Source organism: Ktedonobacter robiniae (assembly GCF_016587375.1).
Taxonomy (GTDB): Bacteria; Chloroflexota; Ktedonobacteria; order Ktedonobacterales; family Ktedonobacteraceae; genus Ktedonobacter; species Ktedonobacter robiniae.
The window spans coordinates 4,087,345-4,108,558 of the sequence record NZ_BNJG01000001.1 but is presented as its reverse complement, the minus strand read 5'-3'; the positions used below and the strand labels follow the sequence as shown (position 1 = coordinate 4,108,558).

At 53.4% G+C, this 21,214-nt stretch carries 21 protein-coding genes and 2 pseudogenes; 8 read left to right on the top strand and 15 right to left on the bottom strand.

The genetic code is table 11. The features are described from left to right. Positions 1 to 50: 50 nt before the first annotated feature. Complete coding sequence (locus JMJ04_RS17105; protein ID WP_201371662.1) at positions 51 to 1,325, bottom strand: MFS transporter; 1,275 nt, start codon at positions 1,323 to 1,325, stop codon at positions 51 to 53. A 548-nt stretch (positions 1,326 to 1,873) separates the two neighbouring features. Here JMJ04_RS17105 and JMJ04_RS17100 point away from each other — a divergent pair. Further along, entirely contained in the window at positions 1,874 to 2,209 is a 336-nt protein-coding gene (locus JMJ04_RS17100) for a hypothetical protein (protein WP_201371661.1), read from the top strand. Positions 2,210 to 2,593: 384 nt separating this feature from the next. Here JMJ04_RS17100 and JMJ04_RS17095 read toward each other — a convergent pair whose 3' ends face one another. From JMJ04_RS17095 to JMJ04_RS17070, 7 genes and pseudogenes are all read right to left on the bottom strand, one after another. Next, positions 2,594 to 2,791 carry a hypothetical protein gene (locus JMJ04_RS17095; RefSeq protein WP_201371660.1) on the bottom strand — a complete coding sequence of 66 codons (198 nt, stop codon included), beginning with the start codon at positions 2,789 to 2,791 and terminating at the stop codon, positions 2,594 to 2,596. 401 nt (positions 2,792 to 3,192) lie between these two features. Next, entirely contained in the window at positions 3,193 to 3,660 is a 468-nt protein-coding gene (locus JMJ04_RS17090; protein ID WP_201371659.1) for a transposase, read from the bottom strand. Further along, on the bottom strand, positions 3,635 to 4,222 hold the full coding sequence (locus tag JMJ04_RS17085; protein ID WP_201371658.1) for an IS110 family transposase: 588 nt from the start codon (positions 4,220 to 4,222) through the stop codon (positions 3,635 to 3,637). Before JMJ04_RS17085 ends, JMJ04_RS17090 begins: the two co-directional genes overlap by 26 nt. Before the next feature lie 311 nt (positions 4,223 to 4,533). Then, positions 4,534 to 4,713: pseudogene (locus JMJ04_RS46560) on the bottom strand (IS5/IS1182 family transposase); the annotation flags it as partial. 132 nt (positions 4,714 to 4,845) lie between these two features. Then, on the bottom strand, positions 4,846 to 5,154 hold the full coding sequence (locus JMJ04_RS17080) for an EthD family reductase (RefSeq protein ID WP_201371657.1): 309 nt from the start codon (positions 5,152 to 5,154) through the stop codon (positions 4,846 to 4,848). A gap of 29 nt (positions 5,155 to 5,183) precedes the next feature. Next, positions 5,184 to 6,095, bottom strand: coding sequence for an alpha/beta hydrolase (locus JMJ04_RS17075; RefSeq protein WP_201371656.1), 912 nt, complete (start codon positions 6,093 to 6,095; stop codon positions 5,184 to 5,186). 190 nt (positions 6,096 to 6,285) lie between these two features. Continuing rightward, positions 6,286 to 7,077, bottom strand: a complete 792-nt coding sequence (locus JMJ04_RS17070) for an SDR family NAD(P)-dependent oxidoreductase (RefSeq protein ID WP_201371655.1) — start codon at positions 7,075 to 7,077, stop codon at positions 6,286 to 6,288. A gap of 314 nt (positions 7,078 to 7,391) precedes the next feature. Here JMJ04_RS17070 and JMJ04_RS17065 point away from each other — a divergent pair, with 314 nt between their 5' ends. Then, entirely contained in the window at positions 7,392 to 7,775 is a 384-nt protein-coding gene (locus tag JMJ04_RS17065) for a sigma factor (protein WP_307811690.1), read from the top strand. On the opposite strand, the gene JMJ04_RS17060 is transcribed toward JMJ04_RS17065, so the two are convergent. Further along, positions 7,772 to 8,509, bottom strand: a complete 738-nt coding sequence (locus tag JMJ04_RS17060) for an endonuclease III domain-containing protein (RefSeq protein WP_201371654.1) — start codon at positions 8,507 to 8,509, stop codon at positions 7,772 to 7,774. The two genes, JMJ04_RS17065 and JMJ04_RS17060, sit on opposite strands and share 4 nt — an antisense overlap. A gap of 348 nt (positions 8,510 to 8,857) precedes the next feature. Between JMJ04_RS17060 and JMJ04_RS17055 the strand changes: the two genes are divergently transcribed. Continuing rightward, on the top strand, positions 8,858 to 9,109 hold the full coding sequence (locus JMJ04_RS17055; RefSeq protein ID WP_201371653.1) for an endonuclease III domain-containing protein: 252 nt from the start codon (positions 8,858 to 8,860) through the stop codon (positions 9,107 to 9,109). A 12-nt stretch (positions 9,110 to 9,121) separates the two neighbouring features. On the opposite strand, the gene JMJ04_RS17050 is transcribed toward JMJ04_RS17055, so the two are convergent. Both JMJ04_RS17050 and JMJ04_RS17045 read right to left on the bottom strand, forming a co-directional pair. Next, positions 9,122 to 10,393 carry an MFS transporter gene (locus JMJ04_RS17050; RefSeq protein ID WP_201371652.1) on the bottom strand — a complete coding sequence of 424 codons (1,272 nt, stop codon included), beginning with the start codon at positions 10,391 to 10,393 and terminating at the stop codon, positions 9,122 to 9,124. A 562-nt stretch (positions 10,394 to 10,955) separates the two neighbouring features. Then, a complete protein-coding gene (locus JMJ04_RS17045; RefSeq protein ID WP_201371651.1) occupies positions 10,956 to 11,615 on the bottom strand; it encodes a thiaminase II/PqqC family protein in 660 nt (219 codons plus the stop codon). 312 nt (positions 11,616 to 11,927) lie between these two features. Here JMJ04_RS17045 and JMJ04_RS17040 point away from each other — a divergent pair, with 312 nt between their 5' ends. Next, on the top strand, positions 11,928 to 12,485 hold the full coding sequence (locus tag JMJ04_RS17040) for a DUF4190 domain-containing protein (RefSeq protein WP_201371650.1): 558 nt from the start codon (positions 11,928 to 11,930) through the stop codon (positions 12,483 to 12,485). 131 nt (positions 12,486 to 12,616) lie between these two features. Here the strand turns inward: JMJ04_RS17040 and xylB are convergent, their stop codons facing one another. Next, positions 12,617 to 14,155, bottom strand: coding sequence for a xylulokinase (xylB, locus tag JMJ04_RS17035; RefSeq protein ID WP_201371649.1), 1,539 nt, complete (start codon positions 14,153 to 14,155; stop codon positions 12,617 to 12,619). A 171-nt stretch (positions 14,156 to 14,326) separates the two neighbouring features. Beyond that, complete coding sequence (locus JMJ04_RS17030; RefSeq protein WP_201371648.1) at positions 14,327 to 15,409, bottom strand: zinc ribbon domain-containing protein; 1,083 nt, start codon at positions 15,407 to 15,409, stop codon at positions 14,327 to 14,329. A 732-nt stretch (positions 15,410 to 16,141) separates the two neighbouring features. Between JMJ04_RS17030 and JMJ04_RS17025 the strand changes: the two are divergent. Further along, positions 16,142 to 16,471 (top strand): annotated as a pseudogene (locus JMJ04_RS17025) (fluoride efflux transporter FluC); the annotation flags it as partial. Continuing rightward, complete coding sequence (locus JMJ04_RS17020) at positions 16,468 to 16,956, top strand: fluoride efflux transporter FluC (RefSeq protein ID WP_201371646.1); 489 nt, start codon at positions 16,468 to 16,470, stop codon at positions 16,954 to 16,956. The pseudogene JMJ04_RS17025 and the gene JMJ04_RS17020, both read left to right, overlap by 4 nt. A 112-nt stretch (positions 16,957 to 17,068) precedes the next feature. Here the strand turns inward: JMJ04_RS17020 and JMJ04_RS17015 are convergent, their stop codons facing one another. Both JMJ04_RS17015 and JMJ04_RS17010 read right to left on the bottom strand, forming a co-directional pair. Then, on the bottom strand, positions 17,069 to 17,464 hold the full coding sequence (locus tag JMJ04_RS17015; RefSeq protein WP_201371645.1) for an Hsp20/alpha crystallin family protein: 396 nt from the start codon (positions 17,462 to 17,464) through the stop codon (positions 17,069 to 17,071). A gap of 47 nt (positions 17,465 to 17,511) precedes the next feature. After that, positions 17,512 to 18,006 carry a hypothetical protein gene (locus JMJ04_RS17010; protein WP_201371644.1) on the bottom strand — a complete coding sequence of 165 codons (495 nt, stop codon included), beginning with the start codon at positions 18,004 to 18,006 and terminating at the stop codon, positions 17,512 to 17,514. 314 nt (positions 18,007 to 18,320) lie between these two features. Between JMJ04_RS17010 and JMJ04_RS17005 the strand changes: the two genes are divergently transcribed. Continuing rightward, positions 18,321 to 19,637 (top strand): SWIM zinc finger family protein, encoded by a 1,317-nt coding sequence (locus JMJ04_RS17005; RefSeq protein WP_201371643.1) that lies wholly within the window; start codon positions 18,321 to 18,323, stop codon positions 19,635 to 19,637. A 2-nt stretch (positions 19,638 to 19,639) separates the two neighbouring features. Next, positions 19,640 to 21,214, top strand: a complete 1,575-nt coding sequence (locus JMJ04_RS17000) for a DUF5691 domain-containing protein (protein WP_201371642.1) — start codon at positions 19,640 to 19,642, stop codon at positions 21,212 to 21,214.

Genomic DNA, 21,214 nt, shown 5'->3' with positions numbered 1-21,214 from the left:
GGGACGGGATGAGCAGGCTTCTCCTCCTTCATCAGAGCTGTTTTTGTGTTCTAAGATATGCCAGGTTCTTCGCTGCTCTTCAAGGTAGGCTGCTCTCGTAAAGAGGATACCGGAGAGAAAAAGACCCAGAGAAACGCGAAAAACATTCCAACAGTTGAGAGTGTAACGGTTGGAAGAAGCCCAATTACTTCACCAGATGCACCTCCTAAAAGCGAGCCAATCGGCAAAGCGCTGCAGATAAGAAAGCGCATACTTGCATTGAGGCGCCCTTGGAGGCTCCCAGGGACTAGACGTTGGCGAAGGCTGACCTGGGTGATATTGAACACGATCAACATCAGGCTTTGCACGAACCAGCTCAGTATGAGAAACGGAATAGCCACCATTGTCGAAACACTTGCCAAAGGAAGAAGCAGGCCTCCTATTCCATAGAAGAATGCAGAACCGATGATAGCTGGACCTACCCCAAAACGGTCAGCAATCCGTTTGGCCAGAAAAGATCCTAATAAGGCTCCCACACTTCCCATCGAGAGAGCAAAACCATACAGAACAGGCGCTATTTTGAGATCACGAACCACATAAAGAACAGCAACGCTCATAAATGCACTGTTGAAGAGATTTATGGTTCCATTGCATGCTGCAATCGACCAGAGGACACGATGATGGAGAACTGTCTTCAGTCCCTCACCAATCTCTTTGAAGATAGCCCGCTCGGTTTCATGATGCTCTGTTCTCGGTTCCGGTTTCCTCATCCAGCAAAGAAAAAGTGCAGCAATCAGGAATGAGCCAGCATCAATCAGCATAGCAAATGGAGCTGTGAGCCATTGGACAATCAAACCCGCTAGCCCTGGGCCAGAGATCTGAGCACATGCGTGACTCGTCTCTAATTTTCCATTGCCTTCAATCAAATACTCTCGTTCAACAAGTGAGGGAAGATAGGCTTGATACGCAATCTCAAAAAAGACGGTCAGGCATCCACTGAAGAGAGCAATCCCATACAGATATTCCAAGTGCAACAGGTGAAGGAATGCCATACATGGAATGCTTCCAACGCTCACCATCTGCCCAAGACTGGTGATGATAAGTATTGGTCGACGTGGAAAACGATCAACGAACACACCTGCAAACAAACTCAAAAACAACATAGGAGCAAAAGCTAAAAACGAGAGAACTCCCATTTGAATGGCTGTAGCGTGTAAGGTGAGTGCAGCAGTAATGGGAAGGGCAAACGCGGTTACTTGCGAGCCAAATGCAGAGATAGTTTCCCCTGTCCAGAATTTGAGAAAATCCTTGTGATGCCATAATCCTTGTGGCAAGCGAAATCGCATAGAAACTCCTTGAAAAGATGGAAAAGTATGAGGTGAAAGATTCACCTCATGATCTCCAGGCGCAAAAAAACCGTGGTTGGAAAAATGTCACCCACGGCTACTCTCTTTTCAAGGTGTTTTTGTCTAGAGGCTCCTGAAAAAGGACAGAGTACGGCTGTGGGCGACGGCACAGTTATCGATTTGACATGGTGTGCCATGTCCCCACAGAGTGATATGATCTGTGGTTTGTGTCATACGACCCAAGGCGCTCCTCCTTCTAATAGCTGCTTTGATTGTATGGAGAGAAAGATGTTCTTCTACGATAGCATACAGCCTGGATTCTTGTCAAAGAACATGTACCGAGAGGCCGTAAGGACTAGTGACATAGACATTCTTCAAAGTACCGATTCTCTTCTTGGAAAGTGAACTGCACCTTTTTTGCTATTTTCTTTTCTGCATTTGTGCTCATCGGTTTATCCCGATATACCCACATTTATGAGTAAAATTCCGATTTTCATTTTTTCTCGGCACTTGTCCCTCAAGTTTTGATAAAAGAGATAATGCTTGTTATGAAGCGAGAATGGGAAAGAGAAGATCTCATTGATCAATGGACATTGCATGCCGAAGAGCGGGCACTTCTGGGTAATAAGACAGGAGCAACACGCTCTCGCGTGTTTCGAGAGCTGCGCAAAGAACTGGAGATCGAAGTGGAACGCTCCACTCCCCGGCTGCCCAACATCCCAACGGAGGAGGAGATACGAGCTTTCTATCAGCAAGTGTGGCAGGCTCGCAAGTTCGCAGATATGATCTTAATCAAAACGCTGTTCTATACAGGCATCCGTGTCAGCGAGCTGGTCAATATCCGCTTAGAGGAGGTCGATCTGCGCCAACGCCCAGCGCGCTGATCGCTTGGCTGGCGGGGGAATATCCTGAACGCAGAAAACCCGCCAACGTGGACACGATCACGGCAAGGATGGGACCCACCACTCCAGCCAGCGACAGCCAGCGGTTCGTCCAACTGTACTTGAGTTGCCGCGATCATATGATGTATTCTGCATGAAAAAAACCTCATCTCTGAATTGAAGATTGAAAAACGTTTGATAAGATAGATGAATGCTCACCGAATCTATGCTCATCAGGGATCGTCCTCCCACTACAGGGCACCTGTCAGGTTCCTGCTGGAGTGAAGAGTGTGGTAGAGATGAAAGGTGCTCGTGGTTGTGAACGGGCTGAGCATAGCAGCGCTCTCGTCGTTGATCTTCAGATCTCCCCCTGGTGGGAACCGAGTGCTAGACAAAATTCACATCGTTGCTCCGTTTCATCGATTGATCCTCCACCACCTTTGTATCCCTGCGCTTGCAGCTCCCGAAGGGGGCACGTTCACCCTGCTGCCACCGCTCGGTGAGGTTCGGATGGACAGAAGTGATAGCCATGTTCTCTGGTAAAGCAAAACAAGAGGCAAGTGTTCCTACATCTACGGCATTCATCAGTGCGCTTCTCCTTCCAGAGAATCAGTGTATATCAACCCATCGATGAAAATATATCAGGAAAACACCGCTTCTGTTGAAGCAACCAAGCATACTTGATGAGCGAAGGACCCAACAAAAGTAACAACAGTAAGCCTTCCTCGCGCCTACAAATTCTGCTCACCACCGAGGACTGTTACCAGGACAACTGCTCACCCGTCTCCCCTTTAATGGGGATTGTCATCTCCAAATGAGTTGAAGAAAGGGATAGCGCTATGAAGTAGGCCCTTGGCGAGGTAAGGGGAGCGCACATGTAAGATACGGTATTGTTTGTCAAGAGGAGCATTGCTCAGTTTACCAAAAATAAAAAACATGTGGGATATGAAGAAGAAAACATTTTCTTCTCTTGATGTGTCAAACTATCAAGCCGTTTTTTGTGCTCTGGCTGCATACAACGGATCAAAGTCCGCCTCGTTTTTGACGACCGCAAAGGCAATGTGTAAGAGCTTTCGCGCCGCAGCGCAGCGGGCGACCTTCATGGGTTTGCCTGCCGCTCGTAAACGATCATAAAATGCCTTGATCACGGGGTTGTATTGAGCGGCACTCAAGGTTGCCAGATACACTGCCGTACGAAGTGCAGCATTTCCTGTATGCCCAATGCTTGCTCGCCCATGGACACTGGTTCCCGATTGGAAGGGATGAGGAGCCAGCCCAGCATATGCCGTCAGTTCTTCCACCGTGTTACACAGCGTAAAATTGAGTGTCGTAACCAGGAGCCAGGCGGCAGTCAGTAGCCCGATCCCAGGAATAGTCTGGAGCCTGATGGCGGATGCTGTCCATAAGGAATCAAGAGAAAGAGCCTCATCAAGCTCGGCCTCTCCTTCCAACATCTGTTCGGTCAGCGACTCTATCAAGAATTGCATGCGTGTGTGTACGGAGGCAATCACGCGCGGGACAGTGACTCAAGGCATGCAATTGGTTGCGGAGCTGTTGACGCATGTGCATGAGGCTCTCACGTTCGTTCAATCGTTGATAGAGTTCAACAAAAATGGCCGGAGGAGGGGTCCATACGGCTGGCTGAAGCAAAGCGGCGAGTTGCGCCAGCGTTTGAGCATCGATGGCATCTGTCTTTGCTTGCTTAAGTAAGGCTTTGGCAAAATGGTGAGCCTGAGTTGGGGTAATGACACTGATGGCGAAGCCAGCTTGAGCCAGGGTGGTTGCCAGCGTCATCCAATAGGAACCAGTTGCTTCCATCACAACAAGAATGCTCTTGGCTGAATGCCCTGTAGCGAGCAAGCGTTGCTGGAGCGTCTGGAAGCCTTGAGGGGTCTGATCAATAGTGAGCGCGTGCCAGATCTTCCGGGAGGGTTCCTTCCAAGCGACAGATGCCGTTACCGCTGCGATGTCAATGCCAACGAAGAGGTCATACAATGGTTCTGGTGAGGATGTCATAGCGACTCCTTTCGTCTGATCGAGAGAGAAATTCATTCCTGTCTCGGACCTGGGGCAAGGCCAGTCTTAGCTCGTGATACGTGGTCAAAGCCACACCATACGGTTCAAACTTGGGCCAGCCCGAGATGATGGGGGACCATCTTACGTTCGCGGTCGAACCGCTGCTGTCACCTCGTCCTCACCATCATCTTGGAACCGATGCTCCTAGTATACGAGCTGTCACCAGGGACAGAGGAGCGGGCAATACAGGCTCGTTCTTTTTGCCTCGCGAGTTCCGCATTTTTTCTAGAAAAGAACTTGGACCCATTGAGAGGCCGCCCACGAGGACGAGCTGCATAGAGTGTGGCCAGTTCTTCTTGAAAGGTGTCATCAAACCACTCATGGCGGTGAGAACGAAGAAATACAAACAATTTCGCTCGTTTGATGCGTGTGATGATGGTTTGCTCTACAGGTGACAGTTCAACCGGAGGATGCCAGGGTAAGGGGCGCATATGCTACTCCTGAGAGAAATCCTCTTGCGATCAAAAAAGCGGACGAGAAGGCGTTTTCTCGCCCGCTATTGACACCGCTTTGCCAAAGGGAAAAGGAGATGCGAAAGAGATCGTGTGTCGTTGGCTGTTCTTCTAGACTTCTTCTACCTCATACACCATACTCCGCACCCCAGCGAGGCTTTCTAAATTGGCAACATCTTGCGCGGCAGCCTGACCTTCGGGTGATTGAAACGCCTGCTGGAGAGCATTCATGCTCTCCCACTCTAACTCGGCTATCCAGTAATACGGTTCACCTCCGCGAATCGCCGTCACGTGACGGCCAATCGTGTAGCGTCGCAGGCCAGGCAGCTTCTTGGTTAAGGGAATATGCACGTCGCGATAGTGGCGCTCAAACGCCTCGGGGTCTTCTGGTGTGGTGTAGAGCACGAGAAACTTGACCATCGAATCCTCCTTGTACTTGGACTCCAAATTCAACAGGTACGATGGGAGCGAACGAAAACCCCAATGCGCTCAAGGGCCTGCGTTCCCTCGGGAAACGGGCGCATGGTGGCCGTGATAAGCCAGGTGTGCCAGAAGCCCTCCCCGATCTGAAGCTCGACTGAACCTCCCACCTGGCGAAGACGTTCAGCCAACCGGATCGCATCATCCACCAGGAGTTCGTCACTGCCAGCATAGACAAGCAGTGGGGGAAGTCCAGAGATCTCTGCAAACAGGGGAGAGACCAGCGGCGAATGTGGATCTTGTGCTCCAAGATAGGATTGACGTATCTCCAGGAGCAGCTCCCGACTCTCCATAAAGTCTGTCTGTGCGTTCCTCATGTAAGAATCCCCGCTCAAGGTCAGGTCGAGCCAGGGAGAAATCAGCACGGCTCCTGCTGGTTGCGGGAGTGCCTCTTGCGCGAGCTTGACCAGCAGGGCCAGGACGAGACCGGCCCCTGTGGAGTCTCCTACGATGACGAGGTGCTCGGGCGAGACGCCGCTGTCCAGCAGCCAGTGGTAGATCGCGAGGCAGTCCTGTGGGGCGGCTGGGAAGGGATGCTCTGGCGCAAGACGATAGTCGGGGACCAGGACACGCGCATGTGCCACCCGAGCAAAGGTCGCCGCGACCACACGGTAGGAGGCGCAGGAACCCCACACAAACACTCCTCCATGGACATACAGCACAACCTGGTGCTCATCGCACTCTGGGGTCCGCACCCATTCGGCTGCCACTGATCCCGCCGTGATCGCTTCGACCTGGACATCGGATGGCAAGGGAATGAGCGCCCGCTGGGCTTCAAACTGGGCACGCCTCGTTTCGACGGGAAGATGGGCTTGCACGATGGAGGATGCAGCCGTCCTCTCCATGAAGGTGCGGATTTCCTGAGCTTGAGGACTCATCATGAGAAACCTCCTCTTTTTTCTTTCATCTCTGTTTGTTTTCTTCAGATGACATTGTGTAGGTGATACTTTCCTGTCCGGCCCGCACCTGGGCTCACCCTATGTTTCCCAAGAGCGGATCACTGAGGGAAGGGTTGGTGCGCTTTCTCCACCTGCTCCTGACCGGGCGATGCTTGCGGAAGGCGAGTCCATCCTAGTAAGCGAGGAAGCCGCAAGACAGATTCGCCACGGTTGCCGTCATCGCATTGGCCTGATCCGAAGCCATAAAGGTCGCCACATTCGCCAGATCTACAAGGGTGGGCAACCGCCGGAGCAGCGTGGTCGCTTCCACTGCGGCTTGCACTTCCTCACGTGTCTGGCCTGTAGCTTTCGCGCGATGGTCATACCCCTCGCGAATCACGGTCGTCTCCGGGATGGCATTGGATCGCAGGCAAACAGCTCGAATGCCCAACGGTCCCAGCTCTGCCGCTAACCCTCGTGTGAGCGCTTCAATCCCTGCCCACGCGACTCCCACTCCTCCTGCGCCTGGAGTTGCCACCTGGGCAGGCATCCCTGTAATGGTGATGACCACCCCTGACCTTTGTTCGCTCATGCGCTGTGCTGCCGCCCGTGTGGTCAAGAAGTGAGACCTCAGATAGGCTGTAATCGGGAGAGCGAATTTCTCAAGCGACAGCCCGACGACCGGGATGCCGTAAATGCCTGGCTCCGCAATCCTGATGGCGTTCACGGAAATATCGATGCTTCCCGCGTCTCGGACCACCGCGTTGGCATGTGATTCGACTGCTCGCTCATCAAGTGCATCAATCAGAGCAATCTCGACCTGGCAGCCAGCCGCAGCTATCTCCTCAGCGGTAGCGTCAAGGGAGCTCCGAGTCCGACCAGCAAGAAAGACTCTCGCTCCTTCACGCGCAAAGGCTCGCGCAAGAGCGCCGCCAACAGCACCTCCGGCTCCATAGATAACGGCATTTTTCTTCTCAAGCAGCATAACAATTCTCCTCATGTGTCGTGGAATTTCCTCAGAGATGTCAGCAGTTGCTCTGCTGAGAGACCCTTCATCCATCATGTCGAGTCACCTTCTCTAGGATTGACACTCAATAAACTGCCCGAACACGCAAAACTGTTCGGTCTGAGGGGGACATTTTTGGCTCATCAAGGGGATGCATGGTTCCGCCTGTTCGCGGCCTCGCTTCGACCTATGGCAAAGCGTTGAACCATGTGATAGGCTTTATTTCAGCCGTTCCGTCAACAGCGATGGTATGGCTACAGCTGTTGAAGAAAAGGAACTGATAGGGAAAAAGCATGGCGCACAGTGAGAGCGCAAAGCAGAGGAATACTGATCGGGGGGATGAGGCGCAGATCACTGGTCAAGCTTCCGGCGATCAATCCCAGCGTAGCCACCTGCTTGAGCTCTATCGCCATGAATTGCTGCTGCACTGTTATCGTCTCCTGGGATCTTTGCACGACGTTGAGGATGCAGTGCAAGAGACGATGCTGCGTGCCTGGAAGCACTTCGGCACCTTCACCGAGAAGGGGCCGGGATCGCTGCGGAACTGGTTGTACACAATTGCCACCAACACCAGCCTGGATATGCTCAAGAAAGGCATCATCCCATGCTTGTACTTTCCGAGCATAGCATTTCTTGACCGATGCTCTAACACATCAAGCAGGTTACGTAAATTCTAATTTGGTTCCACCACCGTACGATAGTAATCGCACAGTTTAGTAAGCGGGCATTGGTTGCAGCGAGGACGTTCATAGACACAGATACGTTGGCCGAGCCGGAGCAGCCCTTTGTGGAAATTGTAGATGGTCTTTGCATCGTTAGGCAACAAGGCTTGCAATAGCGTATGCGCATTATCTGCTGTGACTTTCTTACCAATCAGTCCAATGCGAATCGAAGTGCGGTGGACGTGAACATCAACAGGAAGTATGGGCATTTTACAGCTAAACAGTAGAACACACGCAGTGGTTTTAGGCCCGATTCCTTGAAAACGGTTGAGCCAGGCAGCTGCTTCTTCAACAGGTAGCGAACAGAGAAAGTCAAGGTTGAGGTCACCCCGCTCCTCAGTGATCTGGCGCATAATCACCTGTATGCGCGGCGCTTTGACTTCAGGAAAGTTGACGTTGGCAATTGTTTCTTCTACCTCTTTGGTTGGTGCGTCTCGTACCCCTTCCCACGAGCCAAAGCGCTTTAAGAGGTTGGCGTAGCCTGCCGCTGTCTGCTCATCACGCGTCCGATGTGAAAGGAGAATATCAACCAACATACTCATCGGGTCTTTTTTGGAAAAAGACTCTTCCCCGAACTGCTCGGTCAGTATTGTCGTCACTTCGAGAGCTTTTGCAGAAAGGGCAGTCATATCGGTAGACGGATAGCCGTAATCCGCAGGATTCCGAACGCGCTGGGGTAATTGTTTCACGACTCTTTCCTCTTCTCTTGTAGCAGATATATATAGTATATACGAATCGTTTTCGCGAACCGCTCCAAAACGTCCTAACACGTGTATTCACACATTTGCTGAGCAGAAGCGAAAATGGCATCTACCGCTCATTGCAGTACAAGCGGTGCGCGTCGCCATTCAAGAGGTTCGGCATAGCAGTGGCTTGGGGCTCACGCCTTTACTTATAGGGCAAAGAGCTTGAATAGGTAGTATTTCCTAGCACATCAAGCAGGATAAGGTATATTTCTTTGTACGTTTGTTATACGTCTTTCTTATTCCTAAAATGGGCATACTGGCTGTATACTGCTTTTTAGTTGCAGACTGCCTTTGCTTCCGGTCGATGTCCACGTCCATCGCGTCTCAGGCAGGTTGGGACTGATTGGACACAAGGTAAGCGCAGATGCCGCACACAACCTCTTGCAGGCCCTGCTGCCGGAGGATGCCCGCAGCATCTACGATTTTCACAAGGGTCTATTGCGCCATGGGCAGCGCACCTGCGTCTACGAGCATCCCCATTGTAGTAAGTGTCTCCTCACAGATCTCTGTGATTACTATAAAGGCATCACACAGCCTGCATAGATTACAGCCTGGTTATTGTTCATTACCAGAGAACGTATATGTTTCTGGCTGTGGATGCCGGGCCTGTCGGATTGCTCGGGAGCAGGAGAGGGCCAGGGCGGTAGCCCCTAACACCACACTGGCAATGATGATGGTGGGGGCTGTCCCCCAGTGCTCCAAAGACCAGCCCGTCAAGAGCAGGCCAAGGGGATTGCTTACACTAGTGAAGAGGCGACAGGCACTAATCACACGACCACGCAAGTGATCAGGGATAATCGCCAGGCGATAGCTAAAGTAGGGGACATCCTCAATCGGATCCGCAAAGCCAATCAGAAACTCTACAACTCCCAGCAACCAGAAATGCGGCAAGAGCATGTAGAGAAGCCAGAGCAAGGCAAAGGCCCAACGTGTGATGAGTATCGCACGGCCTACATGGAGAGTTCGCTGGATAAGCGGCGACAGCAGCGAGCTAATTAGCGCACCAATACCACCACACGCCACCACAGCGCCAAGCAGAGTGTCAGAAGCGTGCTGCTGCTTCGCCAGCACGATTAAGACCAGTGTGCTGCCTGGTATGATGAGAGCACCAACACTATTCACAAGATTCATGGTACGCAATACTGGTTGGCGCCACATCCAGGCAAAGCCCTCCCGAATCTCAAGAATCAGGTGGCGTCGCGCGTCTGTACGTACCTGCTGAAACGGTGTGCGAATCAAGAACAGCGTCACAAATGAAGCGGTATATGAAATGGCATCGGCGAGAAAGGGCAGCAAACTCGCCACGCCGTAAAGCAGGCCTGCAAGCGAGGGACCAAGTAGGCTTGTAATGCCTTCAACAACCTCCTCCTGGCCCATGGCTGCGGATAACTGCTCGCCACTCACGACCTGGCCCAGGCTAGAGGAATACGCAACTTCAAAAAAACTCTGTAGCGTCCCTTCAAGAAAAGCGTTAAAACAGAGTTGTGCGAAGGTCAGGTGGCCCAGGCTGAGCGCCAGTGGAATGCTTGCAATGCTCAGTGCGCGCCCGATATCGCAGGCGATCATAACACGTTTGCGATCCCAGCGATCCACTAACGCTCCAGCAAAAAACATACTCAGTGTTCGTGGAAGTGTGCGCAAGGCCAGAGCGATAGATGATTGTAACGCTGAGCCAGTCACCGCCAGTACTAACAGAGGAAACGCCAATAATGAAACACTCCCTCCAATAGTTGAGATTGTTTGTCCACTCCAAAGCAAAACATAGTCTCGATTTCGCCAAAGTGGGATTGAAGCGTGCTGCCTGGCATTCTTAGAAGAGATTGTCATACGATGACTCCATTCATCAAAGCATGCTGACTACTATCCAGAAGCATGAGTGTAGAAACGCTGGCAATGGAAATAGCATTAGTTGTCAGCAAGAGAATTGCTCCAAAAATGAGCAAAGCTATACGATAAAGGGCAAGGAGGAAAAGTGCCCCTTCGCGACAGCATCCAGGCAGAAAAATGCCATAAACAGAGTATGTCTATAGGAATAACACCGAGAACGCCACGCGAGAAAGGGCGTTATTCCCGGCAACTGGGGAGATGTGCAAGTGAGTAGAGAAGAGAGATGACGCCTGCAGAAAACACGACACTATCACGGTAGCTCACAAAGACTACTGTGTGATAGTAACAGGCGGCACAACCTCAATAGCCACGTAAGCGCGTGCCGGGCTTACGCAGCGAGGGTGCTTGTAGCGCGGTTGCGGTTGCGATGTATCATCCACCCGCGTTTGACGTGTGGATGATTTTTCAGTCTGATATAAGGTAATTTCACACTAGCATAGTAGCATGCGAGCGGCTTCAACGTCAATATACGTAGGCCGAGGCCGCTCAGCGCGAGTACGCGCTATGAACCAACCTTCGCCGTCAGAATAGTGTCATAAAACATGATCTCGTACTCATGGCTGAGGCGAATGGCGCGGGTGATACGCTGCTGGTCTTCGGGCGAATTATAGCGCGCCAGGAGGGTTTCATCTACGGGGGTGACCTGCTCGCCAATCGCGTCATGGGCAGAGAAGAACTCCACCTGCTTAGCGGTCAGGTTATAGTGACGAATTAAGGCAGGGGCGATGCGAGCGCAGATCTGTACAAAGATATCCTCGCTGGCGCTTACCGAGGCCAGTTTCTCGGCGGGCGCGCCATAGGCCAGCATCCAGTAGAAGAAGTTGGTCAGCGCCATACAGCCTGCCAGCGGCTCTACGGCATCAAAATCAGCGAGAGAGAGACCAAGAGCCTCTCCGAAGCGCAGCAAAAGTTTGTAGCCGCCCACTTTGGGCGTCAACTTACGAATCAAGAGATCCTGGATCTCCAGGTCAGGGAGAGCGGCAATCGCCAGGGCATCGAGGCGGTAGGCCTCACGCACCAGCCACCAGTCCTGCAAGGCGAAGAGACGCAGCCGCTCCGGCTCCAGCGTTCCCTCCTCGATACGCCGCCAGAGGGCATGCCCTAGAATATAAGCGCGCAACTGCTGAATATCCGCAGAAACGATACTATCGGCGAAACTCATAGCTATCCTCTCTTTTCTTTCTCAAAGACTACTTTTTCTTTTTATTGCTTGCGCCTCTATTGTAGCCCATATGCCTCATCCCCTCGCTTCATTTCTGGCTTGCTTGTATTCTGGAATAGTTTTTCCGTCTTATTAAATAGCAGAAAGAAACTTTACATTGCAAGGAATCTCTGCTACATTCATAGGCATCAATGCATTTTTATTTAACTCTTTATCATTTGGCGCTAAAGGGAAATGTAAAACTGCATAGGTTGCTTACAAGCAGGTCTCTTTTGCCGCCACTCATTGAATCAGGGAGAGGATCTCATTCTTATGAGCGATCAAAATCCGTACAATCCATATTCATCGCAAAACAATCCAGCTGGTGATCCCAATCAGTATCCGCCTACCCAATACCAGCCGCCTGCGGAGAACTACCAACCCAATTACCAGCCACCTTCGGGTGCCAATTACCAGCCTCAGTATCCGCAGCAACCCTCGGGCGCTAACTACCAGCCTCAGTACCCGCAGCAGCCTGTGGAGAACTACCAGCCTCAGTATCCGCAGCAGCAATATCCAGGGGCCTACCCCAATATGCAGCCGCCAGTACAGGGCTACTATCCACCTCAGCAGGCACCGGATTCACGCGGTGGCATGGCGATTGCTGGATTGGTATTAGGAATCATCAGCGTGATCGCATGGCTGGTTCCGTGCGTTGGGCTGCTTGTCTCGGTACCCGGCATCATCTTTGCGGCGCTTGGCAGGAAATCTATTCAGCGCAAGACAATGGCCACCTGGGGCCTGGTGCTCTCGATTATTGGTCTTGTTCTCACAATTGGGTACTTCAGCTTTAGCTTCATCCTGGCCTTTCACAACTTATCGACCCATTAACTGGCTTATATAGCTTGTAGGGTCAATGCTTGCATAGACCGCGAGGCCCGCAGACCGCTACCCAGACGTTGGACGGTTGCTGCGCTCGCAGGCCGAGCAAGCTCTGCCCCTACAAACTATGTGATATTTGCTTACAGAGGTTTGCTGATAACAGGCTTGAGCGCGGGATAGAGGGCGCGATAGGTCTCATAGGCCTGTCTGTAGGCCGGGGCCAGGGCGGCGTTGGGCGCGGTGCGCTCCACGATGCGCACGGTCTGCGCACAGGCCTCAGGAACAGAGGCGTAAACGCCACCAGCGACGCCCGCCAGCAGGGCAGCTCCAAACGCAGGTCCCTCGCTTGCGCTGGTGGTGACTAATTCCATCTCGAGAATATCAGCGATGATCTGGCGCCAGAGCGGGCTCTTCGCACCACCACCGGTAGCGCGCACCTGCTCCAGGGGAAGACCCTGCTCGCGGATGATCGACATGCAATCCTTCAGGCTAAAGGCGACACCCTCCAACACTGAGCGCACGAGGTGGCGGCGATCATGGCTGGCGGTCAGGCCGATCCAGCCACCACGCGCATAGGCGTCCAGATGCGGTGTACGTTCACCTTGCAGATAGGGAAGGAAGATCAGGCCCTCGCTTCCCGCGGGAACGGATTCAGCCTCACGTGCCAGCGTCTCATAGGCATCTACGCCCGTCCAGCGCTCCAGCGCACGCTCGGGCAGACCAATGTTGTCGCGCACCCAGCGCAGCGAGAGGCCCGCGCCCTGCGTGACTCCCATAAGGTACCACGCACCGGGAACGGCATGGTTAAAGGTATGCACACGGGGCACTGGACCCGAGGTATCCACCTGGGGCGAGGTCGCGTGGGCCAGAACGATACCGCTGGTTCCAACTGAGAGCAGGGCCAGGCCAGGTTCCACAATACCATTACCAACCGCACCACAGGCGTTATCCGCGCCACCACCTGCCACAGGTATGCCCGCTGGCAGGCCCGTCAGAGCTTGTACCTCGTGGGTGATAGAGCCACTGGCAGCATCAGCTGGGACAACGGGCGGCAGGAGAGAGGGATCAAGCTCGATGGCACTCAACACCTCTCGCGACCATGTGCCCTGTTTGACATCCAGCAAACATGTCCCGGCAGCATCCGAGATCTCCATCGCCAGCACGCCTGTCAGGCGGTAGCGGATATAGTCCTTAGGAAGAAGCAGCGTACGTGCACGAGCGAAAATTTCTGGCTCGTTGTCGCGTACCCAGAGGAGTTTGGGGGCGGTAAAGCCTGTAAGCGCGGGATTGCTGACATAAGAGATCAACTGGGCAGCGCCTACACGCTCGGTCATCCAGCGACACTGAGCATCACTGCGCTGATCCGCCCAGATGATACAGGGACGCAACACCTGCTGCTGCTCGTCTAGCAGGACGACCCCATGCATCTGGCCCGAGAGACCGACGCCACGGATATCGGATGCGCGAACCCCAAGACCACTCGCACGCTCCAAACATCCTTGAATGGCTGTAAGTGTCGCCTGCCACCACTCAGAGGGCTGCTGTTCGGCCCAGCCGGGCTGAGGATGATAGAGAGGGTAATCGATGAAGGCGTCGGCCAGAACATGGCCATCTTCAACCGCGAACAGAGCGGCTTTCACGCCTGTAGTTCCAAGATCAATACCAAGCAGGGCTTGCATGTAGGCTCCTTTGCTGACAAAAATATGTACTCCTATTTTACCACTGTTTTCCTTCTCAGAAGAACCTTCGCGCCTGCGGCGCGAAGAAAAAAAGAGTGAGTGCGTGGGAAACGGGCTTTGCCCGTTTCCCACGCACTCACTCTTTACTCTGAAATGCCAGATGAGAACGTTTTAGGAGACTGTGAATGTGACAACCTGGGCGAGTTGGCGGTCGCTGCAATCAGACTGGCGGCACCAGTAGAGTTCAGCCGCGCCCTGAGTAGCCACCAGGTATTGAATGGCCACATATCCATTGGGGGCGTTCCGATCAATTGTCAGGATGGTATTTTTCCCAAATTCGTTGTCAGCATAAAAACGGCCCTCAACATAGCCTTTGTCACCATTATCAAAGTTCAAGCCAGTTGAAGCCAGTTTGAGCTTAAAGGTGATATAGACATACGAACCAGCCGTAAACGACTTGGTCGGATTCGTTGGAAGCGTATCGCTATCGACGGCACTCGATGTTACTGGATCAGTGATAATCTGTTGAGCAAGCGGTGAGAACGGTCGCCCCGATGGCGATTGAGAATTATCACCCGTGCTGGTCGTTGGCGTGGCGTCATCGGTAGTAGGTGTCGCGTTGTCAGTAGGAGTCGTGCCCTTCGAGATCGCGGTCGCGGTGGCTTGCACATCGCTAACGCCTTTATTGGCGGCCAAACCAATCAGAACAGCGCTACCAATGCAGGCAAACAGGACAATAGCTCCGATAATACCGAGAATTAGACCAAGGCTGCTCTTCTTTTTAGGCGGTTGTGGGGGCATCCCATAGCCGCCGGGCTGTGGATAAGCACCGGGCTGCGGACCAGCTGGATAAGGCGTTGGTGGCGGTGGCGCACTATTGGCATAGGGATTGTAATTAGCTCCCGATACATTGGGAGTCGCGGGCACCTGGTTATATTGAGCACCCGAAATTCCAGGCTGTGATGCCGCCCCTGGATTGGGATTGTAATACGATGGTGGTGGTGGGGCCGCGTTATTGGGATTTGAGTTCCCCTGGTTATAATATGCCCCAGAAGGGCCACCAGGACCTTGATCAGGTGACTGTGCAAAGACAGTTGGCGCGACCTGGGGGTTCGCGGTCTCTTGCGGATATGATGGCTGTGCCTGTACCGTTGGCGCAACGTTTCCAGACACATTGTAGGGAACCGGCGTGCCGCAAGAGGGGCACACTGCAGCTCCGGCCGGCAAGATAGCTCTACAATTTCCACAGTACATATAGGTAAACTCCTTCCATGAAGTCCTCGAAGTCCTCCAACAAACCGTCCACCATCCCACTGTGTCAAAGCAGAGAGGCGGGCGCGGTAGCTAGCAATCAACTGTAGCAACTATAACGCAAAGCAGGGAAACATGCTAGAGGATATTTCACATTTTGTGAATGAACCAGGTCACAGCTTTTCCTCTACCAACAACTCCTAAGAAACTGGCTTGGACCACGTAGTTATGCTATAGTCAGAACAATAGAATAATTGGTGATGGGGTTCACCACGTCAAATAATGCCTCTTCAAGGGAAACGCTCTCTGACCGATTTTTTATCTTATGAAGAATTGGCTATACCTGACGAAATCGCAAAGAAGCTAATAACTCCTGATAACGCATACTTGTTGAGTATGCGTTATCAGGAGTCTTTTTTTGTGCTTTCTGGGGGCTTAATACTGGACTTCTCGCGCCTACGGCGCTCGCAGGGTTAGTAGTGTGATGCGGGTTGGCAGCCGCAGGCTGCCAACCCGCATCACACTACTAACCAGGCAGTTGGTGAGTGGGTACTCAAAGAGTTGGTGAGTGGGTACTCAAAGAGTTGGTGAGTGGGTGCTCAAAGAGTTGGTGAGTGGATGCCCAAAGAGTTGATGAGCGTATCTAAAAAATACATTGGAAGGGTAGGAATAAAGTATGACATGGGCCGCGATGGCGCTGCTCGGGGGCATTAGCCTGGCTGGTGCTCTGGGGCAGTTACGCGTTATTTGCTTGGTAACCTGTTGACCACATGGCTTCCCACGCGTTTCCCCCTGGGGACGTTCTGTATTAATCTGAGTGGGGCTTTTTTGATCAGTTTTATTTTTGCGCTCGTAAGTCACAAAGCACTTTCGACGTCACTGCAAGCCGTGCTCGCTACCGGTTTTCTGGGTGGCTATACGACATTTAGTACACTCAACTGGGAGACGCTTCTGCTGCTACGCCGCGGCGAGAGCAACCGCGCACTCTGCTACCTGGGAGGTACCTATCTACTAGGCCTCGGGATGGCAGCCCTTGGATTAGGGATAGGGGGCTGGCTGGCATGAAAAATAATGTGACGTTACGTCAGCTCGTAGCCGTGCTCACAGGTGGCTTCCTGGGGACCATGACACGCTATCTTCTCAGCCTGGCGATCCAGCAAGTACTGGGGAAAGGCTGGCCCTATGATATTCTCCTGATAAATATTACTGGCGCCCTGCTAATCGCCTTGATTAGCACCCTGGCCGAGACCACAATGCTCATTGGCCCCACACGACGCCTCTTTCTCGTTACGGGCTTCCTGGGCGCCTATACCACCTTTAGCAGCCTGGCACTGGGCACACTCAATCTCCTCAATGGGGGCGCGACACTGCCCGCCTTTCTCTATCTACTGACCAGCCTGCTTGGTGGGCTGCTCGCCATCGTGCTAGGCGTGCGCCTGGGGCAAGGAGGAGTCTACTGGCTCAAAAAGCGCCCACGCATGCGTAGCCTGGGGCTTTATAACACCACCCACTCGGACGAGCAGGTGCTTGAAGAAGAGCATCGGGTATAGGCGCCCTGCTTGTAGGGTCCATGCTGGCATGGACTCCTAGCGCAGCGACCTCCGCCATCTGGGTGTCGGCCTGCGGGCCTCGGAGTCCATGCCAGCATGGACTCTACTTGATTTAGGTGGTATGCCCGGTATAGCCTGCGCGCTGTCCGTGATCGGGCGCGACACGTTGGACAGTCAGGCGCGCAGGCACGGTTTGCGAGCTGATTATAAAGGCCACCACGATCACGCCATTTCCATACGAGACGTTGGCCCGCTCCGCGTCGACGGGCACGGGAAGCTGTATCTCGCGATGATAGGCGCCCACGCTCCACTCATCAACGACCAGTTCTTTGACGTCCTTGAGCAAACCACGAATCTCACCCTGCAATATCAGGTGATTATCCGCCGTGACCTCGATGCCAAGATCCTCCGGCTGTAAGCCAGGCATAGGCGCGGCTACCATTAAACGATCGTGTGTGCGATAAACTTTGACTGGAATATGTTGAATTTTGGCTTTCTCGGACATCATCGCGACTCCTTCTTATGACTCAAACTCGCAAACATACAACAGACACTCTAGTTCGCGGGATTACCACGATCCGGGGTATCGGTTGTATACCCCATCTGCTCGTTCTCGGCCCAGGCGGTTCCTGTTTCGCGTCCAGGCGCGGGGACCTTCGCTCCTGGGTGCCTCCTGGATGACTGCGTCCCACTCTGAGCTGGATCATAGCCTTGTTGTGCTGGATTCTCCTGCGCGGGCTGGCCTATCGTGTTTTGCGTTTCACCATAGCCGCTCCCCTCGGTCTCCTCATAGCCATCCTGGCGTAAGGGTGTATTATCATTACTTTCATTATAGGAGTCAGCCTGATTCTGCTCTGATTCTGCCGTCTGCTGGTTATACTGCTGGCGCCTGCTTAGCTGCTGCTGCTCTTGGGAAGACAGGTTACGAGAGGCCTTCTCACGCGTGGTACCCGCCGCCTTAGCGGCTCGATCTATATTTGCTATATCTTCACGCGTGACATCTTCACCAGACTGCTGGCTGGCAGAATCATGCTCGTTATTTGTATACATAAAGGGATTCCTCCAATCCTTTGGGATGGAACAAGAAACAGTATGGCATTAGAGCCTACTTGTGGCGCCATACTACACAAGCTATGCTGATGCGTAGCTACTAATGTAGCCACGTCTTCCAGTGGGAAGAGGTTTCAACACAGTAAATAATAGCCCCGCGCTTGCGGCAATCGCCCGAAGCGGTGTAGGTGCTGAGAACATCCTTTGCAAACAGGAATATACTCTCATAGGCGGCGTTTCCGCTTTCTCCAGACTCAGCCAGAATATATACTTAGATAGAGAACAAAAAACTACTAGATGGGGGAGCAGAACACGTGGGATTCGATTTCACCACCGAACAGGTTAAAGCCATAGCTCCCGACACGGCCTCGCTCGCCAACGCTAGAAAGCTCAGTAATCGCAAGCACTGGGCAAATCTTGGTCATAACGAGCTTGCCCTCTGGGGAGAATGCCAGGGGAGCGCGCTCTACCAGGTCAAGGTTGAACTCTCCACCCTCACAGCACAATGCAGTTGCCCCAGTCGGAAACAGCCCTGTAAACATTGTCTGGGCCTGCTACTACTTACAAGCACCATGGGTGAGGAGATCACAAGCGGCGATCCACCAGATTGGGTCACCGCCTGGCTAGAAAAGCGGGCCGCGTCGTTACAACGCAAAGAAAGCAAGCAAACTAAAGAATATACAGCTCCATCCGAGAAGACCGTCGCTCGGCGCCAAAAGCTAGTCGAGCAGGGTCTGGCACGTCTCGATCTCTGGTTAAGCGACCTGGTACGCACTGGCCTGGCCAGCGCTGAGACGCACCCGGATGCCTACTGGAGCGATATGGCGAAGCAGATGGTCGATAACCAGCTTCCAGGCGTCGCGACACGCATCCGGCGCCTGGGTGAGAGCATTCATGCCTCGCCAGACTGGACCGAGAAATTGCTCATACAATCCGGGCAATTGACCCTGCTCAGTCAGGCATATCGCAATATCGATACACTTCAACCCAATCTTCAAGATGAGGTACGTACGCAACTGGGGTGGGCACTAACCGAAGACGAGGTGCTCGCGCGCGGCGAACACATACGCGATACCTGGCTCTTCCTCGGCTCTACGCTTGAGGAGACCGATAAGGGCACAACACAGCGCACCTGGCTCTATGGCGAACAAAGCAAACGTACAGCCATGCTGATGCAGTTCGCGCCACGAGTGAATCCTGCTTTTGCCCGCGTGTATCCCTTTGGTATGCGCCAGGCGGTCGAGCTAGCATACTGGCCAGGGGCCGCACCCGCGCGCGCGCTTATCGTCGAGCAACAGGGAGAACTTCGCCCCTTTGAGCGCACGCTGCCTGGAGAAGAGACGATAGATGCCTTTCTCAATCAAGTCGCTCAGACACTGGCACGTCACCCCTGGCAGGACACCTTTCTGTGCGTTCTGCGAGATGCCGTCCCTGTTCTCGATCAGAAACGCTGGCTGCTGTGTGACAACGCCGGGCAGGCCTTGCCGCTGGCTAAAGGGGAGCACTGGCGCCTGATCGCACTTTCAGGAGGGCATGCTAGTCACTTCGCGGGAATCTGGAACGGCGAAGTGCTGACCCCACTTGGCATCCTGGTCGATGGCCGCTACTATAGCTTATCGGAGGGGAGGTAGACATGGAACGTTTTATCACCGCCGCCATCGTTGGCACAGAGCAGAGCGGCGATACAGCACTCACCACCGGTACCAGAATTGATGAGCTGAGTAGTCAACTCAGTGAGGGTGGAAAAGAACACCAGCTCCTGCTGACAGCTGCTGCCTGGGGCGCCTATCAAAACGCGGGGCACCTCGCCGAGTCCGCGCCTGAACTGCCTGCACCCGCGCAACCTGAGTCCCAGGACTGGTATCCGCTTCAGCGACCGCAGATTCTTGAGATGCTCCTGCCTCATAAAGAAACAGCACTCCTTCAGGAGGCTCTAGGCTATATGCAAGAGCGGCGCTGCCGGGTGCCATATGATCTCCTGCCAGCGTTTCTGGAAACCGTCACCAGAGGGAAAGAGCTACGTGAGCAAGCGCTCCCTCTGCTAGGTGAACGCGGGCGCTGGCTGAGCCAGCACAACCCAAAGTGGAACTGGGTGAACGAGTTGTCCACTGAGGCAGGCGCGATACCCGCTGAACAGATCGAAGCCACATGGCAAGAGGGAACACTCAAGCAGCGCGTAGAAGCCCTGCGCCAGCAGCGCCTCCTCGCTCCAGATACGGCGAGGCAATGGCTCCAGCAGAGCTGGAAGAAGGAGCGTGCCGATACCCGCGCACCACTCCTCGAAATCCTGGCACTCAAGCTCTCACCAGAAGATGAAGATTTTCTGGAGAAAGCGCTCGATGACCGCAGCGAACAGGTGCGCCTGGTCGCAATACGGCTGCTTGCCATGCTCCCAGGCTCAGCCTTTATGCAGCGCATGCGTGCTCAAGCAGGTACTCTGTTCCAGTATCAGAAGGGGAAAATTGCCGTTCATAAGCCTGCTACCCTAGATAAGAGTTGGGTCCGCGATGGCCTGATCAACAGGGTGGAGAACACATCTGGCATTAACGATGCCTGCCAGCGCCTCCTAGAACACCTGCCACTCGCCTATTGGGAAGAACGCTTTTCGCTGGCACCCTACCAGTTGCTAGAGGCGATTGAAAATAAAACCTGGCAGCACATGCTTTTTACGGTGCTTTGCAGACGTGCCGCACGCGAGTATCACCTGCCGAGCATCGACAGTCTCCTGGCTTTCTGGCAAGAAGCACAACCAGATGCACTGCGCGATGCGCGGCGTGAGGAGCGTAACCTGGAGATAGCTGGTCTTATCTCTCGCCTTTCCCAGCAACAGGCAGAAGGTATCTTCAAGGGAATGCTTGGGAGTCACTTTGCATCCCATATCTTGAATGTGTCTGTCCTGCCACGTCCCTGGAGTCACAACTTTGGCACATTCTACCTGGATTGGGCGCGCGAAGTGGTACATAATTTTCCCATAGAAACTGAGACAGGGAAAGCTACGCTTGAATACCTGCGACTCACGCTCCCACCGGCAGCGCTCGCCTTCCCTCCAACCTGTTTTCCCCTGGCTTTACAGGAATGGAACTTACCCGATCTGCCCGAAAAATATGAATACAGCATCTACTACGAACATCAGCAAACCAAAAATAGCGTAAATCATTTTCTAGAGACAATACACCTGCGCAAAATGATAGTAGAGGAGATTGGCTAA